This window comes from Brevundimonas aveniformis DSM 17977, from assembly GCF_000428765.1.
In the GTDB taxonomy this organism is placed as follows: domain Bacteria; phylum Pseudomonadota; class Alphaproteobacteria; order Caulobacterales; family Caulobacteraceae; genus Brevundimonas; species Brevundimonas aveniformis.
The window spans coordinates 391853-413481 of the sequence record NZ_AUAO01000003.1 but is presented as its reverse complement, the minus strand read 5'-3'; the positions used below and the strand labels follow the sequence as shown (position 1 = coordinate 413481).

25 protein-coding genes and 1 tRNA gene are annotated in these 21629 nt (G+C 64.4%); 14 read left to right on the top strand and 12 right to left on the bottom strand.

From position 1 onward, the window contains the following. Positions 1-13: 13 nt before the first annotated feature. From purF to G391_RS0110555, 6 genes are all read right to left on the bottom strand, one after another. Complete coding sequence (purF, locus tag G391_RS0110580) at positions 14-1510, bottom strand: amidophosphoribosyltransferase (RefSeq protein WP_029087497.1); 1497 nt, start codon at positions 1508-1510, stop codon at positions 14-16. Further along, positions 1507-2094, bottom strand: a complete 588-nt coding sequence (locus G391_RS14565) for a CvpA family protein (protein WP_035304268.1) — start codon at positions 2092-2094, stop codon at positions 1507-1509. Before G391_RS14565 ends, purF begins: the two co-directional genes overlap by 4 nt. After that, a complete protein-coding gene (gene radA / locus G391_RS0110570) occupies positions 2091-3467 on the bottom strand; it encodes a DNA repair protein RadA (RefSeq protein ID WP_029087496.1) in 1377 nt (458 codons plus the stop codon). Before radA ends, G391_RS14565 begins: the two co-directional genes overlap by 4 nt. 81 nt (positions 3468-3548) lie before the next feature. Continuing rightward, entirely contained in the window at positions 3549-3887 is a 339-nt protein-coding gene (locus tag G391_RS0110565) for a hypothetical protein (protein WP_156893926.1), read from the bottom strand. Positions 3888-3969: 82 nt separating this feature from the next. After that, the gene (gene alr, locus G391_RS0110560) at positions 3970-5007 is read right to left on the bottom strand and encodes an alanine racemase (RefSeq protein WP_029087494.1); all 1038 of its coding nucleotides are present in this window, start codon (positions 5005-5007) and stop codon (positions 3970-3972) included. Between the two features lie 36 nt (positions 5008-5043). After that, on the bottom strand, positions 5044-5610 hold the full coding sequence (locus tag G391_RS0110555) for an LOG family protein (protein ID WP_029087493.1): 567 nt from the start codon (positions 5608-5610) through the stop codon (positions 5044-5046). Between the two features lie 87 nt (positions 5611-5697). On the opposite strand from G391_RS0110555, the gene G391_RS0110550 reads away from it, so the two are divergent. After that, on the top strand, positions 5698-6450 hold the full coding sequence (locus G391_RS0110550; RefSeq protein WP_156893925.1) for a hypothetical protein: 753 nt from the start codon (positions 5698-5700) through the stop codon (positions 6448-6450). Positions 6451-6464: 14 nt separating this feature from the next. On the opposite strand, the gene G391_RS0110545 is transcribed toward G391_RS0110550, so the two are convergent. Further along, positions 6465-6899: an HIT family protein gene (locus G391_RS0110545; RefSeq protein WP_029087491.1), complete on the bottom strand. Its 435-nt coding sequence runs from the start codon at positions 6897-6899 to the stop codon at positions 6465-6467. Between the two features lie 39 nt (positions 6900-6938). Here G391_RS0110545 and G391_RS0110540 point away from each other — a divergent pair, with 39 nt between their 5' ends. Further along, the gene (locus G391_RS0110540) at positions 6939-7535 is read left to right on the top strand and encodes a DUF4287 domain-containing protein (protein ID WP_029087490.1); all 597 of its coding nucleotides are present in this window, start codon (positions 6939-6941) and stop codon (positions 7533-7535) included. Between the two features lie 42 nt (positions 7536-7577). Next, a complete protein-coding gene (locus G391_RS0110535; RefSeq protein WP_029087489.1) occupies positions 7578-7973 on the top strand; it encodes a DUF805 domain-containing protein in 396 nt (131 codons plus the stop codon). Here the strand turns inward: G391_RS0110535 and lipB are convergent. Then, positions 7970-8671 (bottom strand): lipoyl(octanoyl) transferase LipB, encoded by a 702-nt coding sequence (gene lipB / locus G391_RS0110530; protein WP_029087488.1) that lies wholly within the window; start codon positions 8669-8671, stop codon positions 7970-7972. The genes G391_RS0110535 and lipB overlap by 4 nt on opposite strands. A 123-nt stretch (positions 8672-8794) precedes the next feature. Here lipB and G391_RS0110525 point away from each other — a divergent pair, with 123 nt between their 5' ends. After that, on the top strand, positions 8795-9061 hold the full coding sequence (locus G391_RS0110525; protein WP_029087487.1) for a FliM/FliN family flagellar motor switch protein: 267 nt from the start codon (positions 8795-8797) through the stop codon (positions 9059-9061). 7 nt (positions 9062-9068) lie between these two features. Here G391_RS0110525 and arsC read toward each other — a convergent pair whose 3' ends face one another. From arsC to G391_RS0110510, 3 genes are read right to left on the bottom strand one after another with little or no spacing between them, the layout of a single operon-like run. Continuing rightward, positions 9069-9485: an arsenate reductase (glutaredoxin) gene (arsC, locus tag G391_RS0110520; RefSeq protein ID WP_029087486.1), complete on the bottom strand. Its 417-nt coding sequence runs from the start codon at positions 9483-9485 to the stop codon at positions 9069-9071. Then, positions 9482-10144, bottom strand: a complete 663-nt coding sequence (locus G391_RS0110515) for an aquaporin (RefSeq protein WP_245572082.1) — start codon at positions 10142-10144, stop codon at positions 9482-9484. Before G391_RS0110515 ends, arsC begins: the two co-directional genes overlap by 4 nt. A gap of 1 nt (position 10145) precedes the next feature. Next, entirely contained in the window at positions 10146-10481 is a 336-nt protein-coding gene (locus G391_RS0110510) for an ArsR/SmtB family transcription factor (RefSeq protein ID WP_029087484.1), read from the bottom strand. A gap of 97 nt (positions 10482-10578) precedes the next feature. On the opposite strand from G391_RS0110510, the gene G391_RS0110505 reads away from it, so the two are divergent. From G391_RS0110505 to G391_RS0110470, 7 genes are all read left to right on the top strand, one after another. Beyond that, positions 10579-10665: transfer RNA gene (locus G391_RS0110505), tRNA-Leu, on the top strand. Between the two features lie 57 nt (positions 10666-10722). Beyond that, complete coding sequence (gene mgtE / locus G391_RS0110500; protein ID WP_029087483.1) at positions 10723-12135, top strand: magnesium transporter; 1413 nt, start codon at positions 10723-10725, stop codon at positions 12133-12135. A gap of 111 nt (positions 12136-12246) precedes the next feature. Beyond that, a complete protein-coding gene (locus G391_RS15235; protein ID WP_169719106.1) occupies positions 12247-13590 on the top strand; it encodes a lysozyme in 1344 nt (447 codons plus the stop codon). Between the two features lie 38 nt (positions 13591-13628). Then, positions 13629-14792, top strand: a complete 1164-nt coding sequence (locus G391_RS0110485; RefSeq protein ID WP_029087482.1) for an isovaleryl-CoA dehydrogenase — start codon at positions 13629-13631, stop codon at positions 14790-14792. Continuing rightward, positions 14789-15268 (top strand): GNAT family N-acetyltransferase, encoded by a 480-nt coding sequence (locus G391_RS0110480; RefSeq protein ID WP_029087481.1) that lies wholly within the window; start codon positions 14789-14791, stop codon positions 15266-15268. Before G391_RS0110485 ends, G391_RS0110480 begins: the two co-directional genes overlap by 4 nt. A 61-nt stretch (positions 15269-15329) precedes the next feature. Then, entirely contained in the window at positions 15330-16298 is a 969-nt protein-coding gene (locus G391_RS0110475; protein WP_245572081.1) for a glycosyltransferase family 9 protein, read from the top strand. Next, entirely contained in the window at positions 16291-17625 is a 1335-nt protein-coding gene (locus G391_RS0110470; RefSeq protein WP_029087479.1) for a dihydroorotase, read from the top strand. The genes G391_RS0110475 and G391_RS0110470 overlap by 8 nt, the downstream gene beginning before the upstream one ends. A gap of 65 nt (positions 17626-17690) precedes the next feature. Here G391_RS0110470 and G391_RS0110465 read toward each other — a convergent pair whose 3' ends face one another. Next, a complete protein-coding gene (locus G391_RS0110465) occupies positions 17691-19052 on the bottom strand; it encodes a hypothetical protein (protein ID WP_156893924.1) in 1362 nt (453 codons plus the stop codon). A 174-nt stretch (positions 19053-19226) separates the two neighbouring features. Between G391_RS0110465 and G391_RS0110460 the strand changes: the two genes are divergently transcribed. The 3 genes from G391_RS0110460 to G391_RS0110450 are packed head-to-tail and all read left to right on the top strand — an operon-like array spanning position 19227 to position 21608. Further along, positions 19227-20297 (top strand): MBL fold metallo-hydrolase, encoded by a 1071-nt coding sequence (locus G391_RS0110460; protein ID WP_029087477.1) that lies wholly within the window; start codon positions 19227-19229, stop codon positions 20295-20297. Between the two features lie 7 nt (positions 20298-20304). Next, complete coding sequence (locus G391_RS0110455; protein WP_029087476.1) at positions 20305-21066, top strand: enoyl-CoA hydratase; 762 nt, start codon at positions 20305-20307, stop codon at positions 21064-21066. A gap of 56 nt (positions 21067-21122) precedes the next feature. Beyond that, on the top strand, positions 21123-21608 hold the full coding sequence (locus G391_RS0110450; protein WP_029087475.1) for a GNAT family N-acetyltransferase: 486 nt from the start codon (positions 21123-21125) through the stop codon (positions 21606-21608). Positions 21609-21629 lie beyond the last annotated feature (21 nt).

Here is a 21629-nt window from a genome sequence, read left to right as displayed (position 1 = left end):
TGATAGCCTAGGGCTAGGCGCTGACCAACAGGGAAAGCTGGCGAGCGGTCATATCGCGCCCTCCGGCCTCGATCTCGCGATCCAGCAAGCGGGTCGGATATTCGCCGGTGAAATAGTGGTCCGTAAACTGCGGGGTGTCGTCGTTTCGGCCCGGCTCGCCCACGGCGCGGTAGAGTCCGTCGATGGACAGGAAGCCCAGGCTGTCGACCTCAAGCGCTTTGCGCATTTCCTCAAGGGACATGGTCGCGGCCATCAGCTGTTCGCGCTCGGGCATGTCGATGCCGTAGAAGTCAGGAAACTTGATTTCCGGGCTGGCTGAACGGAGGTGAACCTCGGCGGCACCGGCTTCGCGCACAGTCCGCACAAGCTTGAGTGATGTGGTGCCGCGCACGATAGAGTCGTCGATCAGCACCACACGCTTGCCAGCCAGAGCGGCGCGGTTGGGGCTATGTTTCATACGCACGCCCTTCTGGCGGGCACCCTGACTGGGCTGGATGAAAGTCCGACCCAGGTAGTGGCTGCGGATGATGCCCATCTCGAACGGGATGCCGCTCTGCTGGGCATAGCCCAGAGCCGCCGGCACACCGGAATCCGGAACCGGCACCACGATGTCGGCGTCGACTGCGTGCTCGACCGCCAGGCCGCGGCCCATAGCCTTGCGGACCTCATAGACAGAACGCCCATTCACGATCGAGTCCGGGCGCGAGAAATAGACGTACTCGAACAGACACGGACGCGCGGCCTGGGCCTGGAGAGGCTTGAGCGAGCGCAGGCCGTCACGGTCAATGACCACGACCTCACCGTGTTCGATGTCGCGCTCGAAAGTTGCGCCCATCATGTCGAGCGCGCAGGTTTCAGATGCCAGAACCCAAGCGTCTCCCAGACGACCGAGAACCAGCGGGCGAATCCCAAGAGGGTCGCGGGCTCCGATCATCTTGTGGCGGGTCTGAGCAACCAGGGCGTAGCCGCCCTCGATCGCGCCCAGAGCGTCGATGAAACGGTCGACAATGCGGGCCTTTCGGCTACGGGCAATGAGATGGAGGATGACCTCGGAATCCGAGGTCGACTGAAAGATCGACCCTTCGCTGACCAGGCGGTTCCGCAAGAAAAGAAAATTGGTCAGGTTGCCGTTGTGGGCGATGGCGATGCCGCCCGAATCCAGATCGGCGTACATGGGCTGGATGTTGCGGTCCGATGAGCCGCCGGCGGTCGAATAGCGTGTATGGCCGACTGCGGCCTCACCCGGCATGCGGGTGGACAAGTCGGCCCCTCCGAAGACGTCACCGACAAGCCCCCGCTGGCGTTCCGTGTGGAACATCTCGGACTTGACGCTGGCGATGCCGCAGGCTTCCTGGCCGCGGTGCTGCAGGGCATGCAGGCCGAGCGCGACAATGGAGGAGGCTTCGTCTTCGGGGGCCCCCCAAACACCGCAGACCCCACATTCCAGCCTCAGGGTGTCGTCGTCGGGATCGCGATGAATGGGTTCATCGCCGCGGGGGAGGGCGGTCATGTCTGGGGTCCAGTTAGCGGCGGTGGCTCATTAGTGGGGGATTGCGGCTCGTCCGTGGCACCGCGACGAGCGGAATCGACCACGACCGGGGTTACCTGATCGGCGGCGCGCCCAATATTGGGAAGGATAGCCTGAATTGCACGGGCTGCTCCGGCGCTGAGCGGAAAGACGGCGGCATTGGTCAGCCAGCCTGGCGGCGGATTGGGCGTGCTGGAAGCGAACACGATCAGGTGGATTACGCCCAGCAAAACCAGGGCGCGGAAGGAGCCGAAGGCAACGCCGACGGCCCTGTCCAGACCCGATAGCGCGCTCTCACGCAGCGACCGGCCGAGCATCGCGCCGATGAGACGAACCCCGAAATAGACGACCAGGAAGCTGACAATGGCGGCCAGGACGGTTCCGACCCAGTCCGGGTCGAAAATCCCGCGCGCAACTGGCCCGGTAATCGGCAGCGCGATCAGGGCGATGAAGGCCGCCAGAATGAAGGACAGAAAGGTGATGACCTCACGCGCGCCGCCCCGGACCCATCCGGCCATGGCCGAAAAGACGATAACGACGAAAGCGAACAGGTCGTATCCGGTCATGCGTGTCTGGCCTGCGGACGAAGGGCTCCATCATCAATGCGCTGGACCGCTTCGGCAAGGCGCGAGACAGAATTGACGCGCAGGATGTCGCCCTCCGCAGCCTGACCTGGCGCAAGAGCCGCGTCAAAACCGAGCTTCTTGGCCTCTTTCATTCGGGATTCCATGCGGTTGACAGGCCGCACCTCTCCCGAGAGGCTGATCTCGCCGAACACGACCATGCCTTCCGGTAGAGGGCGATCCAACGCCGAGGACACCAGGGCCGCAGCGGCGGCAAGGTCGGCAGCAGGTTCGGAGATTCGCAGGCCTCCCGCTACGTTCAGATAGACGTCCTTGTCGCCAAACCCGAGGCCGCAGCGCGCTTCCAGCACCGCCAGCACCATGGCGAGGCGTCCATTGTCCCACCCGACGACCGCACGACGCGGGGTCCCATAGGCCGAGGGAGCGACCAGAGCCTGAACCTCGACCAGCACTGGGCGCGATCCCTCGATTCCGGCAAAGACGACCGAGCCGGCAGCACGTTCTCCGCCCTCGCCCAGGAACAGAGCAGACGGATTGGGCACCTCATTCAGTCCGCGGTCGCCCATCTCGAAGACGCCGATCTCATCGGTCGCGCCAAACCGGTTCTTGCCGGCGCGCAGAATGCGGAAAGGATAGCCGCGCTCGCCCTCAAACGAGAGGACAGCATCGACCATATGCTCGACCACGCGGGGGCCGGCGACCTGGCCGTCCTTGGTAACGTGACCCACAAGGACGATGGCGACGCCGCGTTTCTTGGCGAAACGGACCAGTTCGCCAGCGCAGGCACGAACCTGGGTGACCGATCCCGGTCCTGCTTCATGGGAATCAGACCACAGCGTCTGAACGGAATCGACAATGACCAGATCGAAGCTATCGCGTTTCAGACCGTCGAGAATTTCGCGGAGCGATGTCTCGGCGGCTAGATTAACCGGGGCCTCGGCCAGGCCCATTCGGGCCGCTCTCGAACGGATCTGTTCGATCGCCTCCTCGCCGGAGATATAGGCGACCCGAGCCCCGCGTGCGGCAGCTTGAGCCGTTACCTGGAGCAGGAGGGTCGACTTTCCGACCCCGGGGTCGCCGGACAACAGGATGGCGGATCCCGGCACCACGCCGCCGCCGCAGACGCGGTCGAACTCAGCCACGCCGGTCGTCAGGCGTGGCGGTTCGGGATTGTCCGAGCGCAAGTCCTCAAAGGCCAGACCACGCGCGCGGCTGGGCTTGAGCGTACCTGGTGGACGGCTCTGGGTTTCCTCGACGAGGGTGTTCCAGCCCTGACACGCCGTGCACTGGCCCGCCCATTTGGCGTGGACCGCGCCGCAGGACTGACAGACATAGATTGCACCGTCGCGGGCCATGATCAGCTCTCTAGCAGAGACGGATCGATTCCGCCGCGTCCCGATTGGAACCGCGGTACGTCAGGCCCGGACGGAGACCGGCTAGTCTTCCAGCGTAACCTGAACGGTGTCACCATGGTCGCTGGTCGCTGTGACCGTCACGCCGGGTTGAAGCGAGCCGTCCCAGGGCCAGCACTCTCGCTCCTGGCCGGGCCAGTTAAAACAAAGCTGATTGTCCTGGAGGGACCAGGAGCCGTCGAGGTGGTTCTCGCCGGCCATCAGGTGCGCGACGCCATCCGCCTGAAAATGGACAACTGAGACTGTGCCATCGGCAGCTACGGCCCGGATCGAGCGGCCAACCAGCGAATCCTGGGCGGTATGGGCATAGGCCCCCGACACGGCGAACAGGCCAACAACTGCGGCCAAAGCAAATTTCTTCATGGTGATCTCCCAATCCTCGCCCTTGGCGAAGCCCCAGGACAGACCTTGGGAAGGTACGGCGCCGGTGTCAACCAACCGGAGGTCAGCCGACGTAGACCCTCGGCACGCGAGTGCTGACAGACGTGATCAGCTCATAGGCAATGGTGCCGGCATCTGCGGCGGCATCGTCGATCATTCGATAAGGGCCGAAGAGTTCAACGGTGTCGCCCGGTGAAACCTTGAGGCCGGTGATGTCGACGGCGATCAGATCCATCGAAATTCGGCCGATGATGGGGCGTAGCGCGTCGCCGACCCAGACCTTGCCGTTCGGATAGTTGGATCTCAGCACGCCATCCGCATAGCCCACACTGACGATGGCCAGCGCTGTGGGGTGTTCCGCCGTGAACCCGCGCGCATAGCCGACCGTCTCGCCTTCAGGCACGTCACGGATCTGGATGACATCCGCCCGAAAGGCCGCCACGGGCCGCAGTCGGTCGTCCGGACGTCCCTCCGGTCCGCCGCCGTAAAGACTGATGCCGGGGCGAAGCGCGTCGAAGGCAAAGTCAGCTCCCAGAAATGTCCCACCGGCATTGGCGAATGAGCGCACGACGCCCGGGTAGCGACGGCTGACCAGCTCAAACGCAGACCGCTGGGAGGTATTGAGGGCGTCGAACGGATCATCCGCACAGGCGAGATGGCTCAGCACTATTTCGAGCCCGGGGAACGGCTCAGGCGCGTCTTCGGGCCGAATGCCCAGACGGTTCATGCCGGTGTCGATCTGAAGGGCGCTGGGCCCACCGTCAGAGCCCAGCCAGCGCCGAATTTGCTCAGGCGCGTTCAGAACCGGACGAAGTCGAGCGGCTTGAAGGCGAAGCACATCGTTGGGCCCACACCCGTCGAGCACATAGATGTTTGGCCGCGAGCCGAGCGTCTGGCGCAGGGCCTCTCCCTCGCTGAGGCGTGCCACGAAGAAGGTGTCGGCCCCTTCGGTCATCAGCTTGCGCGCGACCGCAGCTGCCCCCAGGCCATAGGCGTCTGCCTTGACCACGGGATGAACGGGGACGCCCCCGATACGTGCCAACGTGTGAAAGTTGGCCGACAGGGCATTCAGATCGACAATGAGACGGGCCGGGGAGGGCATCAGGGCGTTATGCCTCAAGTCGAGGCGCGTACAAGTCTAGCGATCAAACCAGGCCTTCATCGACGCCATCAGAGCCGGCACATCATCGACGACTTCATAGGTTTCGAGGAACCAATCCGGCGTCATCCCGGTCGAGACGTTGTTGTGGAACAGCTCGATCAGGGCGTCCCAGAAGCCCTCGGTGTTCACGAACCAGATTGGCTTCAGGTGCAAATTTAATCGGCGCCAAGACATCAGCTCGATGGCTTCTTCCAGGGTGCCGATGCCGCCGGGCAGGACCACGAAGGCCTCGGAAGCGTCGTACATCATGGCCTTGCGCTCATGCATCGTCTCGACCACGACCGTTTCGACCTCGTCGAGCAAGCGTTCCTTGGCCCGCAGGAAGTCCGGCATGATACCCAGAACCTGACCGCCGGCCTCATGCGCCGCCCGCGCGGTTGTGCCCATCAGGCCCACGCCGCCGCCGCCATAGACCAGCCGCAGGTTCTCGGCGGCGAGCGCCTGCCCGAGTTCGTGCGCAACCTGCTGGAAGACCGGCTTGCCGCCCATCGAGGAGCCGCAAAACACGCAGACGGAGGCGAGATGGGTCGGGCGTTCGGGCAAGGGAGGTCCTCATCGAGTAGGGATGTTTCCATCCCGGGGCGAAAGGCTCTAGCAAAGGTCGCTGGCTTCACCTAGCGGGGGCGAACAATGATGCGAAAATGCGTTGTACTGTTTGGACTATTGTTAACGGCCTGCTCGCCGGACGCCGCTCCGACGGTATCGACTGCGGAAACGCCGGCCTATACGGCCCCGCCGGTGGCTTTGGCTGTGCAGGCGGGGGGTTCAGGCGATCTTGTCATTGAGGGCAGGGCCGGGCCAGACGAACGTGTCCGGGTCATCCAGTTGGACGGGACGGCGCACGGCGTGACCGCCGATGCGGAAGGGGGCTTTGCGATTTCGGTGCCGGGAGGAACGCGGGCGGACCGTCTGTTCAACCTGAGCGTTGATCGGTCCGGCCAGTCCGTGTCGAGCGATGGCTGGCTTTTCTCGTCAGGGGCCGCGCCTGAGCGCGCGGTGATGTTGAGGCTCGGCGGGGCCTCGTTGCCGGTGGGCCCGGCCCCACTGTTGGCGGTGGTGGATATGGACGGCGGCGGCGGGGTGGCCGTCTCTGGCCTGGCTGACCCTGGCGTGACCGTCGCCGTCGGGGTGGATGGTGAGCGTCGCGGCAGCGTGACGGCCGGCCCCGATGGCCGATGGTCGCTGGTCCTGACGTCTACCTTGGCACAGGGCCCGCACCAGATAACGGCAAGTGTGGGAGAGCGTCGCGACAGTCGTGACGTCGTTCTGGTGCAGCAGACACCTTCAGCCGCGTTGGAATCCGCTTCGGTGGATGGGGCTATTCGTGTCGCTTGGATCCTTCCGGGTGGCGGCAGCCAGACGACGTGGATTCTCTTGCCCTAGGCCGTGCGCGGCGCTCAGAGCGCCGCTGCGATCCTGTCAGCCAGGCCCGTCAGGACGACCGGATCCTCCATTTTGCCACTGGCGTGGCCGGCCAGAGGGCGATCTGCCCAGCGCGGAATGACATGGAAATGCAGATGAAAGACGGTCTGGCCGGCAGCCGTTCCGTTGAACTGAGAGATTGTGATGCCGTCGCACTGGAGGGCCCTTGTCGCGGCGCGCGCCAGGCGCTGGGTGGCCAGAGCCAGGTCTTCCAGGACCTCAGGCTCAGCTTCCAGCAGGTTTCGAGCCTGGGATGCCTTGGAGATCACGAGCAGGTGCCCTTCGGCCTGGGGAAAGACATCCATGAAGGCCAGTACCCGGTCATCCTCATAGACCTTTACGGCGGGCATTTCTCCGCGAATGATCTTGGCGAAGATGTTGTCGGGGTCGTAGGGGCCGGTCAGGCTCATCTCAGGTCCATCCAGTGATCAGACGCGGAGGTTACACCCATGGCCGGTGCGGCTGACAAGGCCCAAGCGGGCATGACGGAGCGCCAGAAGAAGTGGTTCGCGAGCGTCCAGGCGAATTTCGCAACCCAGACGGGCAAGCTCATGGCGGAGTGGCTTGAGATTCTGAAGACCTGCCCCGAGACAACGCCGGGCAAACAGGCCGCCTGGTTGAAGGCGACCCACGGAATCGGGGTGAACCATGCCGCCTATATTCTGTCGTGTGCGGCACCGGGCGATGCGCCGGGTTGGGACGATCCCGACGGCCTGAGGGCTGCGCTTTGGAAGGACCCGGCCAGCGAAGCCATCCTGGCGGCACTTGAGGCCATAGCGATCGACATCGAGGGTGTCGTCGTCGGCCAGCGCAAGAGCTTTACGAGCTTCTCCAGGTCGGTCCAGTTTGCGGCGGCCCGTCCCATCAAGGGCGGCAAAGCCTTGCTGGGCCTGAAGCTGGAGTCTGACCCTTCGGGGCGGCTGGCCGCCCCGGCCCGCCGGGAATCCTGGTCGGAGCGACTGACAGCTGTGGTCGAACTAGCCTCGCCCGCCGACGTCGATCACCAGGTCAGGCACTGGTTCGTCCAGGCTGCCGAGCGGGGCTAGGGTGGCTGGCCCTGCGCTGGGATTCTGGGCTATGGGAGCGGCATGAACACGCGTATTGACTGGCCCGAGCTGTTCTTCTCGTCCTCGGGGCGCGTTGGTCGGCTGCCGTTCCTACTGGCGGCGGTCAGCCTGATTGTCATGCTGGCCCTGTATCAGTCGGCGCTCGGGGACAATGTTTTCACCGGCGTGTTCGCCTATCCGCTGCTGTTCTTCTCAGGGGCCTGTGTGCTGTCCAAGCGGCTGCATGACCGTGGCCGGTCCGGCTGGTGGACGGCGGTGATCCTGTTCGCCTTCATCATGATCTGGCCGCACCCTGAAGGTTTGCTCGATTTCCTCGGGCTGGCCGTAATTGCCTGGGCGATCGTCGAGCTCGGGCTGATGTCCTCGGAGCAGGGAGCCAATCGGTTCGGCCCCAATCCCATGCGGGCGTCGATCTAGAGCGGCGGCTCGCTGGGTTCGACCGGCCCGAACACCGAAACAAATGAGGCGCGCAGGGCTGCGTCGGCCTCAGCCATCGTCACCGGGCGACCGAGATCCACGAGGCTGGTGACGCCATGTTCGCGAATGCCGCATGGAACGATCCCGGAGAAATGGGACAGGTCAGGCTCTACGTTCAGGCTGATGCCGTGAAAACTTACCCATTTCCGTATCTTGACACCAATAGCTGCAATCTTGTCTTCGCGGGCCAGGGGGCCATGGCGGCGCTCGACCCAGACGCCGACACGGCCGTCCCGCGGGCCAGAATCAACATTGAACGTGGTTAAGGCACCGACGATCCAGCTCTCGAGCCCGCGGACGAACCGGCGCACGTCACGCCCGCGCTGGTTCAGGTCAAGCATGACATAGGCGACCCTTTGGCCGGGGCCGTGATAGGTGAACTGGCCACCTCGCCCGGTTTCAAACACCGGAATGTCGCCGGCGCTGAGCAAATCTTCGGGTCGGGCAGAAACCCCTGCTGAGTAGAGCGGCGGGTGCTCAAGCAGCCAGACAAGTTCACCGGCGGCACCCTGGGCGATGGCGGCGGCGCGCGCCTCCATAGCGGCCACAGCCTCTGGGTAGGGGACCTGGCCTGGCGACACGGCCCAGCCGACGGGCAGGGTATCAGGGCGCTTGAGGGAATCCGGCTGGGAGGTCATCTGATGGAATTGGCCCGACAACGGGTCGCTCGCAAGGCCGGGCTTAACTCGCCGTCAAGCATGAGCGGTCATCTTGGGGGTTCAGTCGCGTTTCGAGGGGTCCGGGTGTCGCAATCACTCCCAATGTCCAGGGAGGTCAGTCCGCAGGTCGCGTCCGTCAAGGTCGAGATCTCGGTGGTGCTCGGCCGATCCAATATTCCCATGCAGCAACTGCTTCGCATGGGGCGCGGCGCGGTTATCCCGCTGGATGCCGGGGAGAAGGACGAGGTCTGGATCCTGGCCAACAATCACCCGATCGCACGGGGTGAGATCTCGATCTCCGATGATCGCATCGCAATCATCGTGACGGGGCCGGCGGACGTTTATGACTATATGGCCGGCGCGGCCTGACGGGCGACTAAGCGAGATGCACGATCTCGCTATTCTCCTTGGTGAAGGTGCCGATTGGTCGGTCGAGCACCCCCTGGACGCTTTCTGAGGGACGCGCCAGCACGACCCCCATCGGCGTAGCGACGATCGGGCGGTTGACCAGGATCGGGTGAGCCAGCATGGCCTCTAGGACATCGCTTTCACTGACGTCAGGCCCGAGCAGACCCAGAGCTTTGGCCGGCGCGCCTTTCGTCCGCAGAACGTCGGAGGGCACGGTGCCCATCCGGGCAAGCAAGTCTTTCAGCCCGTCGTGCGTCCAGCCGGTCTCGAGATAGAGGATGACTTCGGGCGAATAGCCGGCCGCCTCTATCATGGCGAGGGTGTTGCGCGAGGTGCCGCAAGATGGGTTGTGGTAGATCGTGACCGGGAAGTGATCGGGACTCATTCTGCACCCTTGAAGATGATGCCAGCGACGAAGGCGGCGGAAATCGCTCCAACGATCTGGGCGATAATGAAGGCCGGTGCCGAGGCTGGGGCGATGCCGGCGAAGGTGTCAGTTAAGGACCTGGCGACGGTGACCGCCGGATTGGCGAAACTGGTCGAGGCGGTGAACCAGTAGGCGGCGGTGATGAACAGGCCCACCAACCAGGGAACCGCCCGTGGCGCGACCGCCAGGCCGCCGAGAATGATCAGGACCAGACCAAACGCAGCAACGCCCTCTGAGAGCCATTGGCCCGGCCCAGTGCGAATGTGGGTGGAAATCTGCAGCGCAGGCAGGTCGAACATCAAGTGTGCGAGGACGACACCGATGATGGACGCGATAATCTGAACCCCAATGTAGGTAATGGCATGCGCCGGCTTTATCTCGCGTCGAAGCAGGAAGGCGAGGCTGACCGCCGGATTGAAGTGCGCGCCTGACACCGGGCCCAAGGCGGTGATCAACACCACAAGGATACAACCCGTCGCCACGGCGTTGGCCAGCAATGCCAGGGCGACGTTCCCGCCTGACAGCGTCTCGGCCATAATTCCTGAGCCGACCACTGTGGACAGCAGCAGCGTGGTGCCGACGCCCTCTGCGATGAGCCGGCGAGGGAGAGGGAGCAACTCAGCTGGCATACGCACCCTCGCAGGCCGGGACGACGCCACAAAGCTCGACGCGGCCCTGGCAACAGTCGTCGGTGAGGGCCAGAATCATGGCACGGACCCCGGTAGGATCGACGGCGTAGATCATGCTGCGACCTTCACGGCGGCGTCGGACGAGGCCGGCGTCGACCAGTTGATTGAGACGCGCGGTCAGGGAATTGGGCGGCGTTTTCAAGGCTGAACTGATGTCACCTGCGGCCATCCCGCACGGTCCTTCTGGGGCCAGCAGCCGAAACACCGCCAATCGTTCAGGATGGGACAGGGCCCCGAGCGCGCGGGAGAGTTCTAAGATTTCCATATTCGTAGAAATATAGAAATTAATGGCCAGATCAATCTGTCGCGGTGCCCCTTCCCAATCGCGTTCGCCTCCGCTATTCCACCGCGCTCCGATGCGAGCGGTCGTGGCGGAATTGGTAGACGCGCAGCGTTGAGGTCGCTGTTCCCTAACCGGAGTGGAAGTTCGAGTCTTCTCGACCGCACCATCGAGAATCGGTGAAAAGGCGACAGTTCGCCTGATCGGCCCAAGGAGGGAGGCGCGCATGAACAGCTCCGCCACCCAGATGCCCGATGCCGAGGCCACCCAGATGCTGGAAGATCTGGCCCTGGGCGAGGACTACGCCCTTACGTCTGAATACGTGGAAATGGTCGTCGACGCGGCGGACCGCGGCGACGGCATGCGGTTGCGCGAGCTTGTCGCGGCCCTGCATCCGGCGGATGTCGCGGACCTGCTTGGCTTTCTGTCGGCCGAACACCGCGATGAGGTGGTGCCCTGGTTGCCGCCGGACGTTCTGGCCGAGACGTTGCCAGAGCTGGACGACGGGGTTCGCGAGGACGTGCTGGAGAGCATTGCGCCTAGAACCCTGGCCGAGGCGCTGCAGGAACTCGATTCCGACGACGCAACCGGCATTGTCGAAGACCTGGAGGATGACCAGCGTCGCGCGGTGCTGGCGGCCATGCCCGATGCCGAGCGCGCCAGCCTGGAAACGGCCCTTGGCTATGCGGAGGATTCAGCCGGCCGTCTGATGCAGCGCGAAGTGATGGCCGCGCCACAGTTCTGGACGGTTGGTCACGCCATCGACCACATGCGCGGCCAGGGAGATGACCTTCCCGAGCTGTTTTTCGACATCTATGTCGTTGATCCGGGCCAGCGCCCGGTCGGGGCCATTCCCGTCTCGGGCCTGTTGCGCGCGCAACGCGAGGTCAAGCTCAGCGATCTGATGGAGCCGATCACCGAGATTGCGGTGGACCTGGAGCAGGAAGAAGTCGCCTACATCTTCGAGAAGTATCACTTGATCTCGGCCCCGGTGATTGACGCCGGTGGGCGACTGGTCGGCCAGATCACCGTCGATGATATCGTCAACATCATTCAGGAAGAGAACCAGGAAGACATGCTGGCCCTCGCCGGTGTGACCGACGCTGGGCGTGACGCCGATGTTGGTGAAGTGGTGCGCTCGCGTATTCCCTGGCTGGTGGTGAACCTCGGCACGGCCTTGATCGCCTCGACGGTCATCGGTCTGTTTCAGGGCCAGATTGAGCAGCTGGTCGCCCTGGCGGTGCTGATGCCGGTGGTGGCGTCCATTGGCGGTAATGCCGGCACGCAGGCCCTGACCGTCTCGGTGCGGGCGCTGGCCATGCGCGAGGTTTCGGCGGCGAACGGCTGGCGGATCTTGCGACGTGAGATTGCTGTGGGTCTGTTTAACGGCGTGGCGATTGCCATTCTCCTGTCCGGTGTGACCTGGCTCTGGTTCCGAGAGCCCATGCTGTCCGTGGTGATTGGCCTGGCGGTCATTATCAATCTGGTTGCCGCCGCCCTGGCTGGAACCTTGGCCCCGCTGGCCCTGGATCGGCTAGGTCGTGACCCGGCGGTCGCATCCCCCGTCTTCGTCAGTTGGGTGACGGATACGATCGGTTTTCTGGCCTTCCTGGGCCTTGCGGCCCTGATCCTGCTCTAAATTCTCTGACCTGTCGGTCGGCCCGTTCCTTGCGGGTTCGCTTGCGGGGCGAGCCAGCTTGTCCCGGAATGGACCACGCCGCACAGGAACGAGATGCAAACGCGCCTGAAAATGTCTCGCGAAGGGCTCGACCTCCTCAAGGAGTTCGAAGGACTGCGCCTCACAGCCGCCCGGCTGCCAGATGGGCGCTGGACGATGGGACATGGACATACCCAGTATGCGCGCGAAGGGGCGACGATCACCGAGGCGGATGCCGAGGCCTTTCTGGTCTATGATCTCATCCCCGTAGTCGCGGCGGTCAACGACAGCGTTGTGCCCGATATTTCGCAGAACCAGTTCGATGCTCTGGTCTGTTTTGCCTTCAACGTTGGCGTCGAGTCTTTCCAGCAGTCCGAGGTGCTCCAGCGCGTCAACCAGGAGCGAATGACCGAGGCGGCCCTGGCCATGGCCATCTGGCGGGCTGGTGCATTTGACGGGCGCCGCGTCGTTCTGGACGCGCTAGTGCGGCGGCGGTCCGCCGAAGAGGCTCTCCTGTTGGGGAAAGAAGGACGGGAATCGCCGTCTGATCTGATCCGCCCCGAGATCGATCCGATTGCCCGCGCCTCGCTGCCGGTGCAGCGGCCGGTCGCCTTTACGATTGAGACGTCCCGCGCGGGCGAGCCGACGCCGGAAACGCGAGAGCCATCATCAGAAGCTGGCGTCGAAGCCGAGGCGGAGCTGGACCCCCCGGCCCCGACGCCGGCCGATCCGGTCGATAGTCCATCGGTGATGCCGGACGAGACGGCACCCGGTACCTCCGACGCAACCGTGCTATCCAGCGCCAGTCTGTCCACCCGCATCTTCGCGCCCTATCAGGCCACCCCATTCTCGCCGATAGGCGCGGCCCATCCCTCGGTTTCCGCCACCGAGGAGACGGTATCCGAGGCCGTCGTTGAAGTCGTCGAGCCGGTAGGGCAGGTCGAAGACGACGGAACAACCGGCTTGATGGAGCCTCCGGGAGCAGGGGCCCAGATCGACGAACCGCCGACGGTCCTGATCCTCACGCCTCCGCCCGAAGTGCCGCCGGAACCGCCGGCCCGACCGGATGCCCGGTCTGAGGTTGAGGACGCGGGTACGCCTGTGGTCGCGGATGCCCCCCTGTTTGAACAGGGCGAACAGCCGGTCATCACCGGCATGGGCGAGCCGGTCATCTACTACGAGCCGGAGGCAGACGAGGAAGATTCAACAAGCCGCTGGAGCGATACCGGGGCCTATGTGGCGACCGGCATCGTCGGTCTGGCTGCTTTTGGCTTTGGCATTGCCGGGTTCCAACTGGCCGGACAGGAACAGATTCCCGTCGGCACGTTCGACGAGAAGACGGTGATTTCGTGGGTGCTGGTTGCCATCGGCGTCGTCTGTGTCTGGGTGGCGGCCTACAATCTGTTCAAGCGGCTTGGGAACAGTGACGAGGCGTGACGCTTCCGTGTGACGCGGGCGAATGCTAACCCGGCGTCATGAGCATTCCCAACGCCCCCCAATCCATGGAATTCGGCCTCGGCGAAACCGCCGATGCCATTCGAGACACGACCTATCGCTGGGCAGCCGACCGCTTGGCTCCGCGCGCAGCCGAGATCGACGAGAAGAACGAATTCGCCCGCGACCTGTGGCCCGAGATGGGCGAGCTGGGCCTGCACGGGATCACCGTCGAAGAAGAATACGGTGGACTGGGCCTTGGTTATCTCGAGCACGTTATCGCCATGGAAGAGGTGTCCCGCGCGTCCGCGTCGATCGGGCTCAGCTACGGGGCTCACTCCAACCTCTGCGTCAATCAGATCCGCCGCTGGGGCACGCCCGAGCAGAAGGCGAAGTACCTCCCCAAGCTGATTTCCGGCGAACACTTGGGATCGCTGGCCATGTCGGAGGCCGGATCGGGTTCTGACGTGATGTCGATGCGGACCCGCGCCGAGAAGAAGGGCGATCACTACGTGCTGAACGGCACCAAGTTCTGGATCACCAACTCGCCCACCGCAGACACCCTGGTCGTCTATGCGCGCACCGGCGACGGCAATGGCGGGGTCACCACCTTCCTGATCGAGAAGGGGATGAAGGGGTTCAGCGTCTCCAAGAAGCTGGACAAGATGGGGATGCGCGGATCGGACACGGCCGAGCTGGTATTTGAGGATTGCGAAGTCCCCGAAGAGAACGTCATGGGCCCGGTCGGTGGCGGCGCGGGCGTGCTCATGTCTGGTCTGGACTATGAGCGCACCGTGCTGTCGGGTGGCCCTCTGGGCATCATGCAGGGGGCGCTGGATGTCGTCTTGCCCTACGTGCGCGACCGCAAGCAGTTCGGCAAGGCAATCGGCTCGTTCCAGCTGATGCAGGGCAAGGTGGCGGATATGTACGTCGCTCTGAACTCGGCGCGGGCCTACGTCTATCAGGTGGCGAAGGCGTGCGATGCAGGCCTGACGACGCGCTATGACGCGGCCGGGGCGATCCTGCTGGCGTCAGAGAACGCGGTGAAGGTGTCGCTGGAAGCCGTCCAGGCCCTGGGCGGCGCCGGCTATACCAAGGAATGGCCGGTCGAGCGATTGGTGCGCGACGCCAAGCTTTATGACATCGGTGCGGGGACGAATGAGATCCGGCGGTTCCTCATCGGGCGGGAGTTAATGGGGGGGTGATCCGCCCTCTTCGCTTCGGCGATCTCCCCGCGGCCCTCGCCATTCAAGCCGACTGTTACCCCCCCGCCATTCGAGACAGCGACGTCGCCTTCGCCAGCCGGATCGCTGTGGCACCGGACTGGTGCTGGGCGGTCGAGACGGACAGTCGGCTGGACGCCTATCTGCTGAGCCACCCATGGATATCGATGGACCCGCCTGCACCAGACACAGTGCTGGATGGGGCCGGGGGCGATGTCTGGTACATTCACGATCTGTCGGTTGCCCCATCTGCGCGGGGGCGTGATCTGGGTACACGACTTTTGGCCACCTGCCTTGACGCTCACCCCGACGTGCAGAGATCCGAGTTGGTTGCGGTGCCTGGTGCGGCACCGTTCTGGACCAGGCGCGGCTGGACCGAGAGTCCCTCGGTCGTTCTGGGAGCCAAGGTTGCCGTCTACGGCGAGGGTTCATCATACCTGGAACGAGAGTGGCGCTAGATCGCTTCCCTAGCGACGACTCAATCGATTTCGGGTTTATTGCGGTTCAATGCCCGCGTCCTTGACCATCTTGTACATTGCCGAGGCCGATTCCATGGCGGCGGTCATGTCGTCGGGTGTGCTCGCCCAAATGGTGCGGGAGGCTCCGACGGCACGGATCACGATTGTTGGATCGCCTGAAAGCGCGCCCTTGTTCCGCGACACCCCCGGGTTGGATCGGTTGATCGTCCTTCCTGGAGAGGCGACGGCCGATTGGCTGAAGCTGTGGGATCGCCTCAAGGGCCGTCGCTGGAGCGTCGTGGTCGATATGCGCGGCTCCAAGCTGTCGAGCTGGCTCAAGCGCGAGCGACGGGCCATCCGAACCGATGACGCAGAGCCGGTACATGCGGTCGAATCTGCGTCTCGGGTCCTGATGCTGGATGAACCGGCCCCCCCCCAATTATTCTTCGGCGACGAGGTCGTCGCCACCGCCGATGCCCTGGTCGGTGATCGAGCCGGACCTATCCTGGCCGTTGGCCCGGGGGTGGATTGGATCGGCAAGCGTTGGCCGTCCGAGCGATTTACCAAGGTGGCAGCGTCTCTCCTGGGCGCGGGCGGGCCGTTGGCGGGTGGACGGCTGATGCTAGTCGGCCGGTCGGAAGATCGCGATGCGGCGCACACAATCCGGTTTGCCGTGTCCCGGGATCGCGTCATCGAGCTTCAGGGAAAGCTCGACTTGCTGGAGACGGCGGCGGCGCTACGCCACGCCCGTCTGTTCATCGGAGGAGACTCGGTCTGGACCCAGTTGGCGACGGCTGCCGGGGTTCCTGCGCTGGGAATCTACGGTCCTTCTGACGAATCCCTGACCCGACCCTGGCACGGTGCAGCGGTGCGTGGATCGCGATCTCTGGAGGAGTTTCGTGTGATCGATCCCGGCCTCAACCAGCATATCCAGCACATGATGGATGTCCCGGTGGAGCCAGTCGTCGCCGCGGCTGAGACTCTGTTCCGGTCGACCGAGCCCCCCGTTCTGGAGCCTGCTCATGGCTGAAGCCTATGATCTGATCGTCCGAGGCGGCGAGATCATCAACCATGGCGGTCGCGGCCTGGGTGATGTCGGCATCAAGGATGGCAAAATCCTCAGGCTGGGAGATCTAGGTCAGGCCTCGGCGGGTGAGGTCGTGGATGCGACGGGCCTGTTGGTGATGCCGGGCGTGATCGACACCCAGGTTCACTTCCGTGAGCCAGGCCTTGAGTGGAAGGAAGACCTTGAAACCGGCAGCCGGGCGGCGGCCCTGGGCGGTGTGGTGGCGGTCTTCGAAATGCCCAACACCGAGCCGACGACAACGGACCCGGACGCGCTGGCCGACAAGCTGCGCCGGGCGCATCACCGTATGTGGTGCGACCATGCCTTCTACATCGGCGGGACGATGGAGAATGTCGCCGATCTCGGCGAGCTGGAGCGGCTTCCGGGCTGCTGCGGGGTCAAGGTCTTCATGGGGGCCTCGACCGGCTCTCTTCTGATTGCCGACGACGAGGGCGTCGAGGCGGTGCTTCGAAACGTCAACCGCCGGGCGACCTTCCATTCCGAAGACGAGTTCAGGCTGGCTGAACGGCGGGGACTGGCGCGAACAGGGGACTGGACCAGCCACCCGGAGGTGCGCGACGCCGAGGCGGCGTTCCTGTCGACTCGCCGCCTGGTTGGCTTGGCCGAGAAGCTCGGCAAGCGCATCCATGTGCTTCATGTGACGACGGCCGAAGAGGTTGAGTTTCTGGCCAACCACAAAGACGTCGCCACAGTCGAGTTCACGCCTCAGCACCTGACGCTGGAGGCCCCCGAAGCCTACGAGCGGCTGAAGGGCCTAGCCCAGATGAACCCGCCGATCCGGGAGGCGCGGCATGTGCGCGGGCTGTGGGACGGGATTGCGCAAGGCGTGGCGGACGTCATCGGCTCGGATCACGCGCCGCATACGCTGGAGGAGAAGGCGCGGCCCTATCCGGCGTCACCGTCCGGCATGCCGGGCGTACAGACCCTGTTGCCGGTCATGCTGGATCATGTCGCCAAGGGACGCCTGAGCCTGGAACGCCTTGTTGATCTGACCTCTTCGGGCGCGCAGCGCGTGTTCCAGATCGCCGGCAAGGGCCGTATGGCCGAAGGCTGGGACGGAGATCTGACGCTGGTGGACCTGAAGGCCCGCCGCGTCTTGCGTCACGCGGACATGGCCACCCGCTCGGGCTGGACGCCCTTCGACGGTATGGAGGTCGAGGGCTACCCGGTCGGAACTATTGTGCGCGGGCGCGTGGTCATGCGGGACGGCGAGCTGATGGGCCGGGCGACCGGTCGGGCTGTTCGTTTCCAGGAAACGCTCAACGCCTGACAAGAAAAGGGCCCCGGGATTTCTCCCGAGGCCCTCCTGACTTTCCGAAGAACGAGTACCTTCGTTTAGCTGCCCAGCTGGCAACGCGTGCCGCCGCGCTCGGCCGACGTCGCACAGGTCTGTGACTGCGTGATCGCGGACCGATCCGGGCGCACTACTGCGATGTAACCTGAACCACCATCGCAGCGCAGTTCGACAACGTCTCCGGCACCATTCGCGCTGCCGGCCTCGGCCGAGGAGAGGCGGCCAACCATGCGGAAATCCGACACGGCACAAGAAGCGAGCTGGGTGCGGGCCGCCGCCAGCATGCCGAGGTTGTCCAGGAGCATGTTGCGGCTGGTCAGCGAGCAACCGCCGAGCCTTGCCTGGGCGGTCAGGCAGTCAATTTCTTCAGCAGATCCCGAGGGGTTGGGGAGAAAGGCGACGAGTCCCCAGGGGCGATCAACGCAGTCGAACTCGACCACCGTGCGGCGGTCGCCTTCGGTTTCCTGGCGAGGCGGACCGTTACGAACAAACTGGCAGGCGATGCTTGCCGAGGCGAGGCGGGCCTGAAGTTCTTCGGCCGAGGCCGCTGAAACGGCAGCGCCGTCCGAAAGACGGCAACCACCCGCGATATTCACCGCCTGGGCGCATTCAATGACGGATTCGAAGGCGTTGGTGCTGGACGTGCGGATCATGAACCCGATTCCGTCTGCACAACCGACCTCATAATACCGCTGACCGGTTTCGCCGTTCGCCCCGACGAACCGGGCACCGGTTGCCGAGCAGGTCCGACCCGACGGGGCGGCCAGAGCTGCGATGCTGGCCGCGATCTCGGCAGGCGGCGTCAATTCACAGGCACCGCCAGCAGCAACCACCTCAAGGCAGGAGCGCGTCGTTGCGACCGAACCGTCATTGCGCACGTCAAGCCAATAGCCATCGCCGGTGGCACAGCTGACTTCATATCGCGTTTCGCCACTCGTCGTCGCTCCGACCCAGCGCGCGCCATCCGCCTGACAGTCTATCCCAGCGCGCTGGACCATCGGCTGAACCGAATCGAGGAGGTTGAGATTGCGCTCCAGAGAGCATTCGGCACCGGCGTCAGCGTCCGGGTTCTCTGCGCGTCGCGCGGCCACGGAGGCGTTGTTGGCGATGCAATTTACGGTCTGTGCCGGTTCGGTATCGAGAACCAGGAACCCGGGGGCTCCAACGCAAGCGACCTCATAGAGCGTTCGGCCTTCGTTATTCCGGCCAACGAACCGGGCGGCATCGACGTTGCAGTTCAGGCGGTTGAGGGCAACCAGGTCCCGAACAGCGGAATTCACCTCTGTTTGAGGTGGGGTGACGACCTGGCGGGTGCGCGTTTGAGCGGACGCCGTCGTGGGCGGTGCCAGAGCTAGGGTGACGGCCGCCACCGCAGCTGTAATTGCGAAAAGGGAAAGTCTCATCGGCCGGTATCCTCGTCTGGTAAGCTGAAAAACGGCTAGGGGGCACAGAAGTGCCGGTCAAGTGACAACGCATGACGAACACGATGTTTGTTCGCCGTGCTTCGTGTCGTAAATCCACTTTGACTCCCCGATGAACAAGGCGCTAGTCAGAGCGTTTCTTAAGGAGACGGGCTCTTGGCCGAAGGCGCGGCGGTTATGAGGGAAGGCGAGGCGCGTTCGGATCGGGCCGGGCTGACCTATCCGTTCGAGGCCCTGCCGAAACCCGGAGACGCGATCGTGGTCGCTGACGGCGTGCTCTGGTTGCGCTTTCCGCTGCCTATGGCGTTGGATCACATCAATCTGTGGGCTTTGCGAGATGGTGAGGGCTGGGCCATCGTCGACACCGGCCTGGATTTTCCGGCTAGTCGCGAAGCCTGGGAGGTTGCCCTGTCAGGGCCGCTTGAGGGCCGGCCGATCACCCAGGTTATCTGCACGCATATGCACCCCGATCACGTCGGCCTGGCAGGTTGGCTGTGCGCGCGTTTCGATGTCCCGTTGAAGATGAGCCGTCTCGAGTACGTCACTCTGCGGATGCTGATGGCGGATACCGGGCCGGCTCCCGAATCCGGCGCTCAGTTCTATCGCGCCTGCGGCTGGTCCGGGGATCAGGTCGAGGATTGGCGTGGTCGGTTCGGCCAGTTCGCCAAGGCCGTGAGCGAGCCTCCCGCGGCCTATCATCGCCTGACGGCCGGCGAGATTTTGTTGATCGATGGTCGGGCCTGGAAATTGGTCGGCGGAGACGGGCACTCCCCCGAGCACATCTGTCTGCTGCGCGAGGACGATGACGTCTTCATTGCGGGTGACCAGGTGTTGCCCAGGATCAGTTCGAATGTCTCGGTGTGGCCGACAGAGCCGGAAGCCGACCCACTCGCTGACTGGTTGACGTCGCTTGATCGGCTGGAACGGGAAGTACCGGATAGGGTTCTGGTTCTGCCCTCCCACGGCGAGCCGTTCCGGGGACTGCATGCGCGGTTGCAAGCTCTGCGTCGCGGCCATGAGACTGCGCTGACACGGCTGGTCCGTCGCCTCAGTGAGCCCCGCCGAGCTGTTGACGTCTTTGGAACCTTGTTCGCCCGGCCGATCAGTGCTGGCCTGTTGAGCATGGCCACCGGCGAAAGCGTGGCCCATCTGACGTGTCTGGTCCGGCAGGGGCGGGCTATTCGGGAAACGGACGCAGAGGGCGTCTGGCGCTGGCGCGCCGTTTGAGGAAACCATGAGCCATATCAAAACAGAGCTGTCCGACGGCATTCTGAGCATCCGTTTTGCGCGTGCAGACAAGAAGAATGCGATCACCCAGGCCATGTACGGCGATCTGGCGCGGGCCGTGGTTGCCGGACAAGACGATCCGGGCGTTCGGGTCATTGTGTTCGGTGCCGAGGGCGACAGTTTCTCAGCCGGAAACGACATTGGAGATTTTGCCTCCATCGCCATGTCGGGCACGCGACCGACAGACATGGCGGTCTTCGATTTCCTCAAGAGCCTCGCCTATCTCGACAAGCCGGCGGTGGCGGCGGTGAGGGGCCGTGCCGTGGGCATTGGCCTGACCCTGCTCCTGCATTGCGATCTGGTGGTGGTGGCCGAGGACGCCCTGTTGTCGACGCCGTTCGTTAATCTGGCTCTGGCGCCGGAAGCGGCTTCGACCTTGTTGTTGCCGATGGCGGTCGGTCACCAGCGGGCTTTTGAACTGTTTGCCTTGGGCGAGCCCATTGATGGACGCACGGCGCACGCCTGGGGCCTGGCTAATCGGTGCGTGGCCAGCGCCGAGGTTGATGCAGAAGCCAGACGACTGGCCGGACTTCTGGCGCGCCGCGCGCCGGGGTCGCTGGCGGGTACCAAGCGTCTGATGCGTGATGCTGAGCGGCTTTGGGCGTTGATGCAGGCCGAGGGCGAGGTCTTCGGGGCGCAGATGCTGAGCCCCGAGGCGCGCGAGGCGTTCACCGCCTTCTTCGAAAAGAGAGCGCCGAATTTCGGGTAGGTGCGGCTGCATTTCCGCTTGGCCTGGGAGGACTTCGGCCCTATGGGGCGCCTCCCATGACCGAGCCCGCCATGAACCGTCCGACCCTGAGCGTCGAATCTGCCTTCGATGCGGGCGCGGTGGCGCGTGTTGTGGAAGCGGCTTTCGGGCCTGGGCGCTATGCCAAGACAGCCGAGCGCCTGCGCGAGGGATCCAACCCCGAGGCCGGCTTTGTCATGCGGGGGGAGGCCGGGGTGATCGGGTCGGTTCGCCTGTGGCCTATCCGCATCGGGGCGCTGCGGGCGACGTTTCTGGGGCCCATTGCCGTAGATCGGACCTGGCGCGAGGCCGGCCTCGGGGCGGCTCTGGTGGAGGCCTGTATTGCCTGGGCCCGCGAACAGGGACTGCCGGGAATTCTGCTGGTTGGCGACTCGCCTTTTTTCGGGCGTTTTGGGTTTGAGCGGACTGATGCCGTGGTCCTGCCTGGACCCGTCAATCCGTCCAGGCTTCTGTGGTTGGCGCTCGACGGTGAAAAGCCCGTCGGACTGGCGCGCATCGGATAGGGCTTGCCGAGGGGCGACAAG